This is a genomic window from Sphingomonas sp. 22R3R2A-7 (assembly GCF_036856055.1).
GTDB lineage: Bacteria > Pseudomonadota > Alphaproteobacteria > Sphingomonadales > Sphingomonadaceae > Sphingomonas.
On sequence record NZ_JASPFR010000001.1, the window covers coordinates 3,554,805 to 3,571,821 of the forward strand.

Annotated in this window: 12 protein-coding genes, 1 tRNA gene and 2 pseudogenes; 12 read left to right on the forward strand and 3 right to left on the reverse strand. The window is 66.9% G+C overall.

Features of this window, described 5'->3' with window-relative positions:
- The first annotated feature begins 147 nt into the window (after positions 1-147).
- The gene (locus QP165_RS17015; protein ID WP_333996491.1) at positions 148-723 is read left to right on the forward strand and encodes a GAF domain-containing protein; all 576 of its coding nucleotides are present in this window, start codon (positions 148-150) and stop codon (positions 721-723) included.
- Positions 720-1,094, forward strand: coding sequence for a hypothetical protein (locus QP165_RS17020; protein ID WP_333996492.1), 375 nt, complete (start codon positions 720-722; stop codon positions 1,092-1,094). Before QP165_RS17015 ends, QP165_RS17020 begins: the two co-directional genes overlap by 4 nt.
- Before the next feature lie 45 nt (positions 1,095-1,139).
- Here QP165_RS17020 and QP165_RS17025 read toward each other — a convergent pair.
- Positions 1,140-1,213: transfer RNA gene (locus QP165_RS17025), tRNA-Cys, on the reverse strand.
- 188 nt (positions 1,214-1,401) lie between these two features.
- Here QP165_RS17025 and QP165_RS17030 point away from each other — a divergent pair.
- From QP165_RS17030 to QP165_RS17060, 7 genes are all read left to right on the forward strand, one after another.
- On the forward strand, positions 1,402-2,577 hold the full coding sequence (locus QP165_RS17030) for an AraC family transcriptional regulator (protein ID WP_333996493.1): 1,176 nt from the start codon (positions 1,402-1,404) through the stop codon (positions 2,575-2,577).
- Between the two features lie 312 nt (positions 2,578-2,889).
- Entirely contained in the window at positions 2,890-3,564 is a 675-nt protein-coding gene (locus QP165_RS17035) for a protein-L-isoaspartate O-methyltransferase family protein (RefSeq protein ID WP_056021713.1), read from the forward strand.
- Positions 3,565-3,573: 9 nt separating this feature from the next.
- Positions 3,574-5,109: a TolC family outer membrane protein gene (locus QP165_RS17040; protein WP_333996494.1), complete on the forward strand. Its 1,536-nt coding sequence runs from the start codon at positions 3,574-3,576 to the stop codon at positions 5,107-5,109.
- Positions 5,110-5,144: 35 nt separating this feature from the next.
- The gene (locus QP165_RS17045; RefSeq protein ID WP_333996495.1) at positions 5,145-5,717 is read left to right on the forward strand and encodes a DUF2497 domain-containing protein; all 573 of its coding nucleotides are present in this window, start codon (positions 5,145-5,147) and stop codon (positions 5,715-5,717) included.
- Between the two features lie 247 nt (positions 5,718-5,964).
- On the forward strand, positions 5,965-7,530 hold the full coding sequence (locus QP165_RS17050) for a histidine kinase famiy protein (protein ID WP_333996496.1): 1,566 nt from the start codon (positions 5,965-5,967) through the stop codon (positions 7,528-7,530).
- 28 nt (positions 7,531-7,558) lie between these two features.
- Positions 7,559-10,243, forward strand: coding sequence for a valine--tRNA ligase (locus QP165_RS17055; protein WP_333996497.1), 2,685 nt, complete (start codon positions 7,559-7,561; stop codon positions 10,241-10,243).
- Positions 10,244-10,357: 114 nt separating this feature from the next.
- Positions 10,358-11,863 carry an MATE family efflux transporter gene (locus QP165_RS17060; protein ID WP_333996498.1) on the forward strand — a complete coding sequence of 502 codons (1,506 nt, stop codon included), beginning with the start codon at positions 10,358-10,360 and terminating at the stop codon, positions 11,861-11,863.
- Positions 11,864-11,884: 21 nt separating this feature from the next.
- On the opposite strand, the gene QP165_RS17065 is transcribed toward QP165_RS17060, so the two are convergent.
- Complete coding sequence (locus tag QP165_RS17065) at positions 11,885-12,802, reverse strand: diacylglycerol/lipid kinase family protein (RefSeq protein WP_333996499.1); 918 nt, start codon at positions 12,800-12,802, stop codon at positions 11,885-11,887.
- A gap of 113 nt (positions 12,803-12,915) precedes the next feature.
- Here QP165_RS17065 and hemB point away from each other — a divergent pair, with 113 nt between their 5' ends.
- The 3 genes and pseudogenes from hemB (at position 12,916) to QP165_RS17080 (ending at position 16,395) form a co-directional block, all read left to right on the forward strand.
- Positions 12,916-13,908: a porphobilinogen synthase gene (hemB, locus tag QP165_RS17070; protein ID WP_333996500.1), complete on the forward strand. Its 993-nt coding sequence runs from the start codon at positions 12,916-12,918 to the stop codon at positions 13,906-13,908.
- Positions 13,901-14,143, forward strand: a pseudogene (locus QP165_RS17075) (GNAT family N-acetyltransferase); the annotation flags it as partial. The gene hemB and the pseudogene QP165_RS17075, both read left to right, overlap by 8 nt.
- A 57-nt stretch (positions 14,144-14,200) precedes the next feature.
- A pseudogene (locus QP165_RS17080) lies at positions 14,201-16,395 on the forward strand (spermidine synthase).
- Here the strand turns inward: QP165_RS17080 and QP165_RS17085 are convergent.
- Positions 16,356-16,973, reverse strand: coding sequence for a hypothetical protein (locus tag QP165_RS17085; protein WP_333996501.1), 618 nt, complete (start codon positions 16,971-16,973; stop codon positions 16,356-16,358). The pseudogene QP165_RS17080 and the gene QP165_RS17085 overlap by 40 nt on opposite strands.
- Positions 16,974-17,017: the final 44 nt, after the last annotated feature.

Sequence of the window (17,017 nt, forward strand, 5' to 3'; positions counted from 1 at the left end):
GATGTGCACGATATTTTCCTGCCCTGTCGCGCCGTTCAAAACGCTTTTTTAGCCATTCGCCTCTAGATCGGGAGACCAGCAAATGGACCCGCGTGGCTGCCCATCTGCTCGATCGACACGATCAGGTTGCGGTGCTGGGAGCGCGTTATGTCCATCTCGTTTTATAGCGTGGCGAGTAAGCCGGACAATGAGTCCGATCGCGAGAAGGCGATCGCCAGAACCGGTATTCTTGCCGAGCCGCATCAGGAAAAATTTCATTCGATCCTGGACTGCGTGAGAGGGGCTTTGCACGCGCGCGCCGCGGCCATCACGATCGTCTATCAGGACTCGACGTATCTCGTCTCCGCGCTCGGATTCGACGCGGGCATCTACAAGCGATCCTCGTCGCTGTGCGCGCATACGATCCTGTCGCCCGATTCCCTTACCGTCGTGCCCGACACCGCCGCGGACGAACGGTTTGCGGGTAATCCCTATGTCGACACGATCGAAGGCATACGGTTTTACATCGCGGCCCCGCTGCTCGACGAGAATGGCGCGGCACTCGGCGCGCTGTGTGCGTTCGACCAGAAGGCGCGTGAGGTGGTCACGGAGGAGGACAGGGCGATGCTCTGGGAACTCAAGATCAAAGCGGAAGCGATCGTGAACAGCATCAGGGGTGATGGTGAGGAGATCCGGAAGGAGACCCTTGTCGCTCCGACAGGGGTGTCCGAGGCTGAACGGTGAACGTCTACCGGCATATTGCGAGCGATTCCTCGCCCGATCTCAGTGAAAGGCGCTATTCGACCAGGCGGGCCGTCGATCTGGACGTCTTCCTGATAACGCCGCTTGGCGACGCGCATCCCGCCAATATTCAGGACGTGTCGTCGCGCGGTTTCCGGATCCGGTCGGACTATGGAGTCACGATCGGCCGCTTCCTGACGCTCGATATTCCGGGGCTCACGCGGTATTCGGGCTGGGTAGCCTGGTCGTATCTCGGCGAGTTCGGGCTCGAAGCCGCGACCCCGGTTCATAACGACATCGTCGACCATATCGTCACTCTGGGCGAACAGGCGACCGCGGCACCAGGGGCAAATTGCCTGCCCTTTACGATCTGATCTAGGGCAAACGCGAGGCGCGGTATCGCGCTTGGACGCTAGAATTGGAGGCCCGACCGGGAATCGAACCCGGGTGCGAGGATTTGCAGTCCTCTACGTCACCACTCCGCCATCGGGCCTCGATGCGCTGCGGAGGGCGCAGATGCGTGCTTTTACCGGGCGGGTCAACCGCCCGAGCGAAATTTGCGCCTAAAATAACCTCGAAGCCAGTCCGAGAGTGGGATCTGGCCGTCATGGTCGCCGCTTGTCGTGGTGCGCAAGTTGCTGCACTCAGGTGTCAAGATTCTGCGATTAAACGGGGATTCTGGTGAAAACGATCGATGTGAGGGGAGGGACCAACCTTGGCGGCGTGCAGCCGGAGATCTTTGCGATGCCGCCCGGCATGGCGATCCGGTACGACAAACCCTGCGCCGCGCTGACCGACCTCATCACGGGCTATCACGTCTATCGGTCGTCGGGGCCGGAAAGCCTTGGCCAGGTCGACCGTTTCCTGCCCGGTACCGCGAATGTCCGGTTCACGATCGATGCGGGGCCGGTGTCGGTCTCGATCGGGCGCCGAACCTTCGCCGACCTCCCGCCCGCAACGCTGTACGGGCCGACCGGAACCGCGCTGAAGGCGATCACCAATGGCGGGATCATGATCGGGTTCGGCGTCAGCGCGCTTGCCTGGAGCCGGTTGTTCAGACGATCGGCAGGCGACTACTGCAACAAGATCGTGCCCCTGGGCGAGGCGATGGGGCCGATCGCGACCGGACGGTTCATGGATGCGCTGCGGCTTGCCGCGTGTGACGACGAGGTCGCGCCCACGCTCGACGCAATCCTGTGCGACCTGCTCGGGCCACCGCCTGCCGAAGCGGCGCTGATCGGGCAGCTGAGCCACATGATCGGGCGGGACGGATCGCACGACGTCGCGACCGTCGCCGCCGAGCTGGGCATCACCGGCCATGCCCTGCGGCGTATCTCGGTCCGGCATTTCGGGTTCACGCCCAAGATGCTGTTGCGCCGCGCGCGCTTCCTGCGGTCGTTCCTGCGGCTGTTCAGGACCCCCGGGACGGTCGATTATTCGCTGATCGACCCGAGCTATTTCGACATGTCGCATTTCCTCCGCGACGCCGATACGTTTCTCGGGATGACGCCGCGGCGGTTCATGGCGAGCAGCACGCCATTCCTCGACGCAAGCGTCCGCGCGCGCGCCGCCGTGCTCGGCGCGGCGACGCAGGTGCTGCACGTGCCGTCGACGATAGCCCCGATCGGCAGCGGGACGCCGGCGCAGGGACCGCAGGGCGATGCTGCGCCGCGCGGTACGCAACCCGCGCCCGTGTCTGGGGCGCCGGCTGGATCATCGCCCTTGCCCCCGGGCATGATCGAGGCCGCGACGATCGCCGCGATGGCGTCGACGTCGATGCCGACGATGGCAGCCCAGGAGGCTACGCCGCTCGGCCTATCCGACGGCGACACGCCGCCTGCACCCGATCCGGATTGAGGTTGCGGGCGAATTGATGCGATAGCCCGAGGCGGACGTGCTAGGCCGGGGGTGAGGTGTGCCGCAACCATGCGTGCGCCCTCGGCGTCCCGCCCGCGGCATCTTGGTGTCACACGGGCGGGCGGGGCGCCCATCGCTTCTTGTTGAAATCGCCCGGAATCCGCTGCGGACCTCGCGCCACGATCCGGCTTCGTCGGCTTTCGCTGCGATTTTCACCCCGCAGTCGCTTGGCGCAACGGCAGCGGCACGGTACAGCTTGGCCAGCAAACAAGTGTATTGCGCACCTAAAACAGTTGTGCGACAGGATAGGCCATGACGACGATCAGCACCGATACCACCAGCTCCGGCTTCGCAGCGATGCGCCATGCGATGGTCGCCAGCCAGCTTCGTACCAATGCCGTCAACGACCAGCGTGTCGTCGCCGCGATGGCGCGTGTTCCGCGTGAGGATTTCCTGCCGGCGAACGTGCGCAGCATCGCCTATCGCGACACCGCGATCGCGCTCGGGGCGGGGCGTTACGCGAACCTGCCCATGGCGACGGGGCGCTTGCTGACCGAGGCGTATCTCACCGCGACCGACCGGGTGCTCCTGATCGGCGCGGCAAGCGGCTATACCGCGGCGGTGCTGTCGGAAATCGTCGCGTCGGTCGTCGCGGTGGAAAGCGACCCCGCTTTGATCGCCGTCGCGCGCGAGGCGCTGGCCGGCATCGACACGGTCGAACTCGTCGAAGGGCCTCTCAACGAGGGCCATGCGGCAGGCGCGCCGTACGACGTGCTGATCATCGACGGTGCGGTCGAATCGATCCCCGACATGTTGGTGGCGCAGCTTCGATCGGGTGGGCGCGTCGCGGCCGGTCTCGCCGAGCGTGGGCTGACGCGGCTCGCATCGGGGCGCAAGACCGATGGCGGGTTCGCGATGGCGGCGTTCGTCGACGTCGAGTGCGTGGTGCTGCCGGGATTCGCAACTCCCCAACCCTTCAAGTTCTGAGGCACGACCATGCCGCGCGCCGCATCCTTCCGCTTCCTGCTTGCTGGTGTGGCGCTGATCTATAGCGCTGCACCGGTCGATGCGGAGACGTTACGCGAGGCGCTGGCCAAGGCCTACACGACCAACCCGACGATCACCGGACAGCGTGCGACGTTGCGCGCGACCGACGAGAATGTCCCGATCGCGCGCGCGGCCGGACTGCCCGCTGCGAACGCGACCGCGGACTATTCTGAGTTCGTCCTCAACGCGTCCAACTCGTTCGTCGTGCCACAGCGCCAGGGCGTGGCACGCGCCAACGTGTCGATCCCGCTGTATCTCGGGGGGCAGGTCCGCAATTCGGTCGCCGCGGCGAAAATCCGCGTCGAGGCGGGCCGCGCGACGCTGCGCGGGGCCGAGGCCGATCTCTTCACCAACGTCGTCGCCGCCTATATGGACGTGATCCGCGACGAGGCGATCGTCGGGCTGAACACGCAGAACGTCCGCGTTCTCGACGTCAATCTGCAGGCGAGCCGCGACCGGTTCCAGGTCGGCGATCTGACGCGCACCGACGTCGCGCAGTCCGAGGCCCGGCTGGCACTCGCACGCGCGCAGCTGCAGTCGGCGCAGGCGCAGCTGATCTCCAGCCGTGAGGGGTATATCCGGCTCGTCGGCACGCCCGCGGGAACATTGGAGCCGCCGCCGACGCTGCCGCATCTGCCCGACAGCCCGGCGTCGGCGGTGACCGTCGCGATCGAGAACAATCCGGTGCTGATCGCAGCCGCCAAGGAACGCGACGCCACGCGGTACGACATCGGCGTCGCGCGCGCGACGCGCCTGCCACAGATCAACGCGGTCGGCGGGAGCAGCTACACCAATTATCTCGGCTCGATTCCGGCGGTCGGCGGTACGGGCACGACCGGCTCTGTACCGAACGCGAACAAGTCGGTTCAGGCCGGGCTGTCGTTGACGATGCCGCTGTTCCAGGGCGGGCGCCCCGCTGCACAGGTCCGCCAGGCCGAGGCGCTCAATGCGCGCGCGATCGAGAACGTCACCGCCGCAGAACGCAACGTGATCTCGCAGGCGCGCTCGGCCTTTGCGGTCTGGCGGTCGTCGGAGCAGGTGATCCAGTCGTCCGAGACCGCGGTGAACGCGAACAAGCTCAGCCTCGAGGGCGTGCGCGCGGAAAACAGCGTCGGCACGCGAACGATCCTCGACATCCTCAACGCCGAGCAGGAGCTGCTCAACAGCCAGGTCACGCTCGTGACCGCGCGCCGCGACGCCTATGTCGCGGGCTTCGCGCTGCTGGCGGCGATGGGGCAGGCCGAGGCGCGCGATCTCGGTCTGGACGGCGGCGTTCTCTACGACCCGGTCGTCAATTATGACCGCGTCCACAAGAAGATCTGGGATTTCGGCGGCGATGGCCAGGCGCTGCCGGTGGCGACGCGCACCGTCCAGTCGCCCACGCAGACCGCCGATGTGCGGCGTGAACTTGATCCGTTGCTCGACAGTCCGGTTGACAGGAACCCGGCATTGACGACAGGTAGGGACGCGCCGAGCCGCCAATAGGGGCGGGACCGGCCATGGGGTTTGGGATGGTCCGGATGGGGGATATCAGCGCGGAGCCGTCGATGGAGGAAATCCTCTCGTCGATCAAACGGATCATCGCCGAAGAGGGCGATGGCATGCCGAGCCGCCAGCGGCGTCCGGCGCGCACGATGCAGGCATCACCGTCGGTCGACTATGACGACGAGATCGACGACGACGAAATTCTCGAACTGAGCGACCCGATGCCGATGGTAGACCGTACGCCCCGCCCGCCGAAATCGCCGGTGCTGACGTCGGTGGATCCGGTGCCCGAACCGCGGCACGCCGAGCCACGTCACGTTGAGCCACGGCCGGCCGCGCCTCGCCCGCAGGCGCAGCAGGCCCCGGTTCCGGAAGAGCCCGCCGAGCCGATCGTGTCGCGCGAAACTGCTGCTGCAACGCGCGCGCCGCTCGAGGCGTTGACGCGCATGATGGTGAAGCCCGATGCAAACAGTGACGGTACGCTCGAAGGGCTGGTCCGCGAGATGCTGCGGCCGATGCTGCGCGAGTGGATCGATGCGAACCTGCCGCATATGGTCGAGGACATGGTCGCGCGCGAAATCGCCAAGATCATGAACCAGCAGCCCTGACCATCGGCGGGCTGACGGAACGCGGCCCGCCTATTGTTTCCCGAGTTTTGACCTGACGCTGCCATGGCTGTGAGCTATGGAGGACGTACCGATAGCGGGAGGGGAGGCCCAAGTGCGGCTGCCTTCCGTCTTCCGTCGCAAATCGGGTGTTCTGGCAGCAGTCCGGCGGAACCACGGCGCGACGGACTTGGTTTGGTTGGGCATGTCCAGACTGCTCGCGCCCGATACAGACACTGATGCCTTGAGTGTGAGCGCGCACCTGCACGACATCATGCCCGCCGGCGCCGGGAGCGACATCTTTTTCGCGGCGGTGAAGACCACGCGGATGCCGATGGTCGTGACCGATCCGCACCGGCCCGACAACCCCATCATCTTCTGCAACGAGGCGTTCTCGTTCCTGACCGGTTATTCGCAGGACGAGATCCTCGGGTATAACTGCCGGTTCCTGCAAGGGCCCGAAACCGACCGCACCGTCGTTGACGAGATCCGTGCCGCGATCGCCAAGCGCGAGGAAATCGCGGTCGAGGTGCTCAATTACCGCAAGAACGGCTCGACCTTCTGGAACGCGCTCTTCGTGTCGCCGGTCTTCGGTGATGACGGCGAACTCCGCTATTTCTTCGCGAGCCAGCTCGACATTTCGCGGCGGCGCGAGGCGGAGGAGGCGCTGCACGAGGCGCAGCGGATGGAGGCCGTCGGCAAGCTGACTGGCGGCATCGCGCATGATTTCAACAACCTGCTTCAGGTCATCCAGGGCTATGCGGATATCCTCGATGCCCGGATCGACGCGAGTGACCGCGCGGCGCGGCGCGCGGTGGATGCGATCGCGACGTCGGCATCGCGCGCCGCGACGCTGACCCAGCAATTGCTCGCCTTTGCGCGCAAGCAGGAGTTGCGCGACCGCCTGCTCAATCTCAACCAGCTGATCGGCGACTTCCGGCCGATCCTCGATCGCAGCATCGGTGATGGCGTCGTGCTCAAACGGAAACTGGCCAACGACCTGTGGAACTGCCGGATCGATCCGGTCCAGGCCGAGATGGCGTTGCTTAACGTCATCGCCAACGCGCGCGACGCGCTCGGCGGCGCGGGGACCGTCACGCTCACGACACGCAACGCGGTTCTGCCCGAGGATGACGGCGTGGCAAAGCTCGAGCCGGGCGAATATGTCGTCCTCAGCATCAGGGATGACGGGCCCGGCATCGATCCGGCGACCGCGGACAAGGTGTTCGAACCCTTCTTCACGACCAAGGAGATGGGGAAGGGCGCGGGGCTCGGTCTGGCGATGGTCTATGGTTTCGTGCGGCAGTCGGGCGGGCTCGCCACGATCCAGAACGCGCCGGGCGGCGGTGCCGAGGTCTCGCTCTATTTCCCGCGCGCGAGCGGTGCGGTCGAGCGCAAGCCGGCCGGGCCGATCGCGCCGCGTACCGGCGGCGCCGAGCGTGTGCTGATGGTCGAGGACCAGATCGAGGTGGGCGAGCTCGGCAAGACGATCCTCGAGGATCTTGGCTATGACGTCGTGCTGGTGAACAGCGGGCGTGCCGCGCTCGATACGCTCGCGGCGGATACCGATTTCCGGCTGTTGTTCACCGACATCCTGATGCCCGGCGGCATGAACGGCGTCGCGCTGGCGCAGAGCGTCCGGCGGGACTTCCCGCATATCGCGGTGTTGCTGACCACGGGCTTTGCCGACGAGGCGATCGACGAGGGGAGCCGGTCGTTCGAACTGATCCGCAAGCCCTATCGGCGCAACGAACTCAACCAGCGGATCTCGCGCTGTGCTCGACAAGCCGGGTGCGCGGACGTGAGGCTGGTCTAGCCCGGACGCGCTCGCTAAGGCGTCGGACATGAGCGAGCTTCCCAAAACCTTCGACCCGGCCTCCATCGAATCGCGCTGGTATGCGCATTGGGAGGCCAGCGGCCAGTTCCGCCCCGACCGCCCGAATGCGGAGCCGTGGACGATCGTCAACCCGCCGCCTAACGTCACGGGCAGCCTGCATATCGGGCACGCGCTCGACAACACGCTGCAGGACATCCTGACGCGCCATGCCCGCCTGAAGGGCAAGGATGCGCTTTGGGTGGTCGGTACCGATCACGCGGGCATCGCGACGCAGATGGTCGTCGAGCGCCAGATGGGTGCGATGTCCCCGCCGCAGAAGCGCACCGACCTCTCGCGCGAGGCCTTCATCGCCAAGGTCTGGGCATGGAAGGAAGAGAGCGGCGGCGAGATCACGCAGCAGCTCCGCCGGCTCGGCTGCTCGATGGACTGGGCGAACGAACGCTTCACGATGGACGAGGGCTTTTCGAAGGCCGTCCTCAAGGTGTTTGTCGACCTGCACAAGCAGGGGCTGCTCTACCGCGACAAGCGCCTCGTGAACTGGGATCCGGGTCTCGGCACCGCGATCAGCGACCTCGAGGTCGAGACGCGCGAGATCAAGGGGAGCTTCTGGCACCTGCGCTATCCGCTGGCCGACGGATCGGGCTTCATCGAGGTCGCGACGACGCGCCCCGAGACGATGCTCGCCGACATGGCGGTCGCGGTGAACGCGTCCGACGCGCGTTACACCGCGCTGATCGGCAAGCAGGTGAAGCTGCCGATCACCGGACGGCTGATCCCGATCATCGCCGACGACCATGCCGATCCAGAGTTGGGATCCGGTGCTGTCAAAATCACGCCGGGGCACGACTTCAACGATTTCGAGGTCGGCAAGCGGGCAGGGATGGCCGCGGGGACGATGCTCAACATGCTCGATGCCAAGGCGCGGGTCGTGCAGGTGTCCGACGGGCTGATTCCCGCCGACCTGCTCGGGCTGACGACCGCCGAGGCGCGGAAAGCTGTCGTCGCGCAGTTGAAGGCCGAGGGCTTCCTGATCGCGCATGTCGACAAGGACGGCGTCGAACACGACGCCGAACCGCGCACGATCCAGACGCCGTACGGCGATCGCTCGGGCGTGGTGATCGAGCCGTGGCTGACCGACCAATGGTATGTCGACGCCAAGACGCTCGCGCAGCCAGCGATCGAGGCGGTCCGCGTCGGCGCGATCGATATCGTGCCGAAGACCTGGGAGAAGACGTTCTTCAACTGGATGGAGAACATCCAGCCCTGGTGTGTGTCGCGCCAGCTCTGGTGGGGGCACCAGATCCCCGCGTGGTTCGGGCCCGACGGCACGCCGTACGTCGCCGAGACGGAGGCCGAAGCGCAGGCGCTGGCCGGCGCGGGCGTGACGCTGGTGCGCGATCCCGACGTGCTCGACACGTGGTTCTCGTCGGCGCTCTGGCCGTTTGCGACGATGGGCTGGCCCGAGGAGTCCGACCCCACGCTCGGCGGTCGCTATCCCAATGACGTGCTGATTTCCGGCTTCGACATCCTGTTCTTCTGGAACGCGCGGATGATGATGCAGGGGCTGCACTTCATGAAGGACGTGCCGTTCCGCACGCTCTACCTGCACGGGCTCGTCCGCGCGGCGGACGGTGCGAAGATGTCCAAGTCGAAGGGCAATGTCGTCAACCCGCTCGGGCTGATCGACCAATATGGCGCCGATGCGCTGCGCTTCTTCATGGCGGCGATGGAGAGCCAGGGCCGCGACATCAAGATGGATGAGAAGCGCGTCGAGGGCTATCGCAACTTCGCGACCAAGCTGTGGAACGCCGCCCGCTTCGCGCAGGCCAACGGCATCGTCGCGAGCACCACCCTCGAAGCCCCCCGCGCGGAACTCGCGGTCAACAAGTGGATCATCGCCGAGACGATCGCGACCGTGCAGACGGTCGACCTCGCGCTCGCCGACTACCGGTTCGACGGCGCCGCCAACGCGATCTACCAGTTCGCGTGGAGCCGCTTCTGCGACTGGTACCTCGAACTCATCAAGCCGCAGATGGTCGATGACGTCCGCGGCCAGATCGACGACGAATCGAAGGCGGTCGCGGGCTGGGTGCTCGACCAGATCCTGGTCCTGCTCCACCCGTTCATGCCGTTCATCACCGAAGAGCTGTGGCATGCGATGGGCCCCCGCGATCACGACCTGATCGTCGCGCAGTGGCCAATGGCGGATGCGCGGTCGCTCGATCCCGAGGCGAGCAGGGAGGTCGACTGGCTGATCCGGCTGGTGCAGGAAATCCGCACCGCGCGCAACGAGCTGAACGTGCCGCCGGGTGCGCGTCTGCCGCTGCACGTCCGTGATGCCAACGCGGCGACGCTCGCGCGGCTCGAACGCCAGGCCCCTGCGCTCGCCCGCCTCGCGCGCGTCACGCATGCCGAGGGCGAAGCCACCGGCGGCGCGGCGCAGGTCGTGGTCGACGAGGCGACGTTCGTCCTGCCGCTCGAAGGCGTGATCGATCTCGAGTCCGAGCGCACGCGTCTGACCAAGGCGATCGCGGCGGCGGAGAAGGAGCGCGACGCGCTCGCAGGGAGGCTCGGCAATGCGAGCTTCGTCGAGCGTGCCAAGCCCGAAGCGGTTGAGAAGGCCAAGGCCGACCATGCCGACAAGGCCGCCGAAGCCGCACGGCTGCAGGCGGCGCTGGGACGGCTGGGCTGACCTGACCCCGTCCGATGTGCGGGACGGGGCCGGGGCGTGCGTAACGCATGCTGCGAGCATGCGGGGTCAGGGTCGGTCCTGACCCCATATGCAAAGGGAGGGGACCCGACTGCGATGCCTGATGCGACGGACACGGCTGCACCAAGGACCGGCCAGCGCGACCTGACCGCGGGGCCGATCGGCAAGACGTTGCTGGCGTTCGCGCTGCCGACGCTCGGGTCGTCGATCCTCCAGTCGCTCAACGGCTCGATCAACGCGGTGTGGATCGGCCAGTTTCTCGGCGAGCGTGCGCTGGCGGCGACGACCAACGCGAACATCATCATGTTCCTGCTCGTCGCGGCGATATTCGGCTTCGGCATGGCGTCGACGATCCTGATCGGCCAGAACATGGGGCGGCGTGACATCGATGCGGTGCGGCGCGTGCTCGGCACGTCGTTCGGGCTGTTCACAATCATCTCGGTGCTGACGGTGGGGATCGGCTGGCTGGTCGCGCCGGCGATCCTGCGCGTTCTGGCAACACCCGCCGAGGTCTATCCGCTCGCGCTTGCCTATCTACGCGTGATCTTCGTCGCGATGCCCGCGGGGTTTTTGTCGGTGCTGCTGACGATGGCGTTGCGCGGTACGGGCGATTCGCTGACGCCGCTCAAGTTCATGGCGCTCGGCTCGGTCGTCGACGTCGCGCTCAACCCGCTGCTGATCCGCGGCTGGGGGCCGATCCCTGCGCTCGGGATCGAGGGATCGGCGCTCGCGACGCTGATCGCCAACACGGTCTCGTTCGCCGCGCTGCTCGCCTATATCTATGCGAAGGACCTGCCGATCCGGCTGCGTGGCGCGGAGCTGCGTTATATCCTGCCCGACCGCGCGCTGCTGCGGACGATCGTAGTGAAGGGCGTCCCGATGGGGTTGCAGATGCTCGTCGTCTCGACCTCCGCGCTGGCGATGATCGGGCTCGTCAACCGTCACGGCACGACGACCACCGCAGCCTATGGCGCGACCAACCAGCTCTGGACCTATGTCCAGATGCCCGCAATGGCGGTCGGCGCCGCGGTCAGTGCGATGGCGGCGCAGAATATCGGCGCAGGGCGCTGGGACCGGGTCGATCGCATCACGCGGGCCGGGCTGGTGATGAACCTTGCGCTGACCGGCGGCCTCGTCGCGCTGTTGACGCTGCTCGACCGGCACGTGCTGTGGCTGTTCCTCGGGCAGGATGCGGGCGCGATCGGCATCGCCACGCGGATCAACCTGATCGCGGGGTGGAGCTTCATCCTGTTCGGCGTGTCGATGGTGCTGTCGGCGACGGTGCGCGCGAACGGCGCGGTGGTCGGCCCCTTGCTGATCCTCGCGGTCGCGATGGGGCCGGTCCGCTTCGGGCTCGCCTATGCGCTGGAGCCCATGCTCGGCGCGGATGCGATCTGGTGGAGTTTCCCCGCGGGATCGCTCGCGTCGATGCTGTTGACGATCGCCTATTATGCGCGAGGCGGATGGCGGCGGGGACGGATCGTCGCGCCGGGATCAGTCGGGGCTGCGGGAGCGAACGCGCAGGACGCCACCGGTGATGGCGCGGGCGAGCAGACCAGGGCCGATTGCGAACCGACCGCTCGATCGATGCCCGTCGGCTGAGCGTCGCCGCCAAGCGTCTGATCAGCGCTCCGGCGGAACGGAAACCGGCGCCATCACGCGGATGATCCCCGCGGCAACCTTCGCGGTCACGGGTGTCTTTGCCAGCACCTCGCCGTCGATCGAGATGGGCAGCTTGGGTATCGTCGTGATCTTCAGGCTCTTGCCGCGAAAGTCACGGACCTTTTCATGGCGCGACTCGTGGCGGAAGACGCTGGCGAGCCAGTTCATCACGAGCCGCCGCTTCACATGACCCATCACCGCCTGGACGACGATCTCGCCCGAATCGACCGCGGCGGCATCGACGAGTTCGGTACCGCCGTGGAACGGACCATTGGAGATACGGACCTCGACGACGCGCATGCGCACCGCGTCGTCACCCTCGCCGACGATCAGCGTGAAGGGCCGGAAGCGCGCGAACTGATACGCCGCCCAGCCGAGATATCCCACCCGACCGAGGATCTTCTTCAGGCCGTGGGGCACGGTTTCGGCGATCTTGGGGCTGATCCCCATCGCCGCGCAGTTGGCGAAATAGTCGCCGTCGATCATCCCGAGATCGATGCGCCGCGGTGCCCCCGTCCGGATGACATCGACCGCGCCTTCAACCGTCAGCGGGATGCCGAGCGTACGCGCAAAGCTGTTCGCGGTGCCGAGCGGGAGAACGCCGAGAATCACGTCATGACCGACCATCAGATCGACCAGCCCGCTGATCGTGCCGTCGCCGCCGCCCAGAATCAGCAGATCGGGCTTTTTGCCAAGCGCCGTCCTGACCGTCTGCTCCAGATCGTCGGGATCGTCGACCGCATGCGCATCGACCGGAAAGGGCAGGCCGGACATGCTCGCGCACGCGCGCTTGAACATCTTCTGCCCCTTGCGCGACTTCGCGTTCACGACGAGGGCAGCCGACTTGATCGGGGCGGGATCGGATGGGGCGGTGGTCATCGAGCGCACAACGCACGGAACGCGGTTTCGCACCCGTAACGCTTCACCGGAAAATTCTTCGTGCGTGAAGCCCGCGCTTGCCTCGCTTCCTGCCATCCCGCAAAGCCCTTCGCATGTCCGCAAGCTATCCCGCGCTTCGCCTTCGCCGCACGCGTTCGACCGGCTGGAGCCGGCGCCTGCATGCCGAAACCGTACTCACCCCGGCCGACCTGATCTGGCCGCTGTTCGTCGTCGAGGGGGAGCGCGTCGAACAGCCGATCGCCAGCCTGCCCGGCGTCTCGCGCTGGTCGGTCGACCAGATCGTCGCGCGCGGTCGCGAAGCGCGCGACCTCGGCATCCCCTGTGTTGCATTGTTCCCGTATACGCAGCCCGAACGGCGGACCGAGGACGGCCGCGAGGCGCTCAACCCCGACAATCTGATGTGCCAGGCGATCCGCGCGCTCAAGGATGCGGTCCCGGAGATCGGTGTGCTGACCGACGTCGCGCTCGACCCCTATACCAGCCACGGCCATGACGGGCTGGTCGATGCGGCGGGCTATGTCGTCAACGACACGACCGCGGAGATGCTGGTCGCGCAGGCGCTGAACCAGGCGGCGGCGGGCGCGGACATCATCGCGCCGAGCGACATGATGGACGGCCGGATCGGCATGATCCGCACCGCGCTCGAGGCGGAGTCGCATCACAACGTCCAGATCATGTCCTATGCCGCCAAATATGCGAGCGCCTTTTACGGCCCGTTCCGCGATGCGGTCGGCAGCCGCGGGCTGCTGAAGGGCGACAAGAAGACGTACCAGATGGACAATGCCAACGCCGAGGAGGCGTTGCGCGAGGTCGCGATGGATCTCGCCGAGGGCGCCGACACGGTGATGGTCAAGCCCGGCCTGCCCTATCTCGACATCATCGTCCGCGTGCGCCAAGCGTTCGAGGTGCCGGTGTTCGCGTATCAGGTGTCGGGCGAATATGCGATGCTCGAGGCGTCGGTCGCAGCCGGGGCCGGCGACCGCGATGCGCTGGTGCTCGAGACGCTGATGGCGTTCAAGCGCGCGGGATGCTCGGGCGTGCTGACCTATCATGCGGCACACGCGGCAAAGCTGCTGAATGGGTGAGTTTCGGCTGGACGCCGGCCGGCTGATCCTTCGGTCGTGGCGTGACGGCGATATCGAACCCTTTGCCGCGATGGGGCGCGATGCCGAGGTGATGCGCTATCTCGGCCGCCTGGCGACGCGCGCGGAGGCAGAAGCCGCGATCGGCCGGATGGTCGAGCGCCAGCAATCCTGCGGCCACTGTTTCTGGGCCGTCGAGCGCAGGGCGGACGGCATGCCCCCGGCCTATCCGATCGGCTTCGCCGCCACATCCTCTATCGTATCGAGCGACCTGCCAATGCCTGAGTCCCCCGTGATGGCGCGGTGGTGCCGCACTTTGTTCGTGCTGACGATTCTCGCCGGGTCGTTCCTGCTGTTCCTCGTGCAGCCGATGGTGGCGCGGATGGCGCTGCCGCGGCTCGGGGAGCCCCGGCGGTGTGGAATTCGGCGATGCTGGTCTATCAGGCGTTGCTGCTCGGCGGCTATGCTTATGCGCATTGGCTCGGCCGGGTGAAACCGCGCGCACAGGCGGCGATCCATCTGGGCGTGCTGGCGGTGGCCGCATTGTGGCTGCCGATCGGGCTGTTCGCACTTGACCTGCCAACCGATGCGCAGCCCGCGGTCTGGGTGCCGTGGCTGCTCGGCCTGTCGATCGGGCCGCTGTTCTTCGCGGTATCGGCGCAGGCGCCGCTGATCCAGCGGTGGTTCAGCGTGTCGAGCGGCGGGGCGGATCCCTATGCGTTGTACGCCGCCTCCAACCTGGGCAGCTTTGCGGGTCTCATCGCCTATCCCCTGCTGGTCGAGCCCTTGTTCGCGATCCGCGGGCAGAGCCTGATCTGGAGCATCGGTTATGCCGCGCTGGCGGTGCTGGTCGCCGTCTGCGCGACGCGGTTGCCGCGGACCGCGACCGCGGAGCACGTCGCCGCGACCAGCCCAGCGCCCGGGCGCATGCAAGTCCTGCACTGGATCGCGCTGGCGCTCGTCCCGTCGGGGCTGATGCTTGCGACCTCGACCTATATCACCACCGATATCGTCGCGATGCCGCTGCTCTGGGTGCTCCCGCTTGGGCTGTATCTTCTGAGCTTCTCGATCGCCTTCGCGCAGGACCGCACGCTCGCCGATCTGCTGACCCGGATCGCGCCGGTGACGATCCTGCTGTTCGGCGGCATCATCATGGGCGGGTTCAACGACAAGCCGCTGTTCAGCGCGGGGATCGCGCTGACGCTGCTGTTCATGGTGTCGGTCGCGTTGCATACGGCCATGTACCGGCGTCGACCGGCGGCCGACCGCCTGACGGGCTTCTATCTCGCCATGTCGGTGGGCGGCGTGCTCGGCGGCGTTTTCGCGGCATTGCTCGCGCCAGTGATCTTCGACTGGACCTATGAATATCCGTTGCTGATCCTGGCGGCGGGCGTGCTGGTGCCTCAGATGTACCTGACCGCGACGTTCCGGTCGCTCTGGGTAGGCGATTCCACGCGCCGGCTCGTCGCGCTGGGCGTGATCGTCGTGATCCTCGCGGTCGCGGCAGGAATGCGGATAGCGAATCCCGATGGCATCATCGGCGACCAGCACCAGGGGGCGGCGTTCCTGCTGATCGCGGCGATCGGGCTCGTGACGCTGGGCGCGCGGCTGCCCTATGCGATCGTGCTGGCGAGCACGCTGGTGATGTTCGGCGGATATCGTGCGTTGCAGCTCAGCGCCGAAAGCGGCGCGCGCGAGCGGAGCTATTTCGGCGTGTACACCGTCCGCGGCGACGGCGCGGTCCGCGAACTCGATCACGGGACCACCGTGCACGGGTTGCAGCTGCGCGGATCTCCCGCGCGCGAACGGACGCCGACCACCTATTACGTCGCAAATTCCGGGATCGGCCAGGCGATGCAGGCGCTCCCGGCGCTGTACGGACCGCGCGCACGCGTCGGCGTCGTCGGGCTGGGGACGGGGACCTTGTCCTGTTATGCCAGGCCCGGGCAGGCATGGCGGTTCTACGAGATCGATCCGGCGGTCGTGCGGATCGCGCGTGATACGGGACAGTTCACCTACCTCTCGCAGTGCCTTCCGAAACCCAGCATCCGGATCGGCGATGCGCGTATCGTGCTCGCGGGCGAGCGCTCGTCGAGCCTCGACCTGCTCGCGCTCGACGCCTTCTCCTCGGATACCGTGCCGATGCACCTCATGACGCGCGAGGCGTTCGCGACCTATGGCCGCGTGCTGTCGCCTCGCGGGCTGCTCCTCGTCCATATCTCGAACCGCTATCTCGACCTGCAGCCCGTGGTCGCAGCCGCGGCGCGGGAGGGCGGCTGGACCGCGACACACCTGCTGTACCGGCCATCCCCGACCGAGAGTGACCGTGCGTCGCCGTCGGACTGGATCGCGCTCTCGCGGGATCCGCGCGTCATCGACACGCTGACGACCGCCAACCCGGACTGGACGCCAATCGGCGCGAAGGCCGGGACGACACCATGGACCGACGACTATTCGACGATCCTGCCGTTGCTCAAAGGCCTCTGGTAAGCCTCGCGAAACGGAGTCAGGCGGCGGGCAGCGTCGCCTGGATACGCCCGATCGTCTCGCCGATCCGTTCCGAGATCGGCCTGCGTGCGCTCGCGGACAGCGTCGAGCGCGGGATAGGCCGGCTCGAGCTTGGCGGCGCGATCCGTCGCGCGCCGTTCGATGTCGGTGACGAGCAGCGACGCCTGCGCGCGCCAGTCGTCGAGCTGCGCAAGATCGGTCTGTGCGGTAAGCCACGCCTCGCTTCCGACGGGCTTGCCGCGCGCCGCGCGCGCCGTTCGCTCCGCGCTCACCGACGCCTTGGCGAACCCGGCAGCGACAGCCACGCGCCGACCCTCGTAGCGCGCGATGTCGGTATCGAGCGCGGGATCGGGCTTCGCGACGACCGTCTTCACCTCGGGCTCGGCAAAACCGATGCTTTCGGCGGGACGAATCCCGAGCGACGGATAGACGGTCGTGTCCTTGCCGCACGCGGCGGTGGCGAGCAGCATCGCCGCGAGCAGCGCGGCTCCGGTCGCGGGGATGGGGCGGCGCGTGATGGCGTCGGAGGAAAGAGGGCGGGCGGCGCGGTCGTGTTTCATGCCGTTCGCTGTATGCCGACGGCACGCGCCGCACAACTTTATCG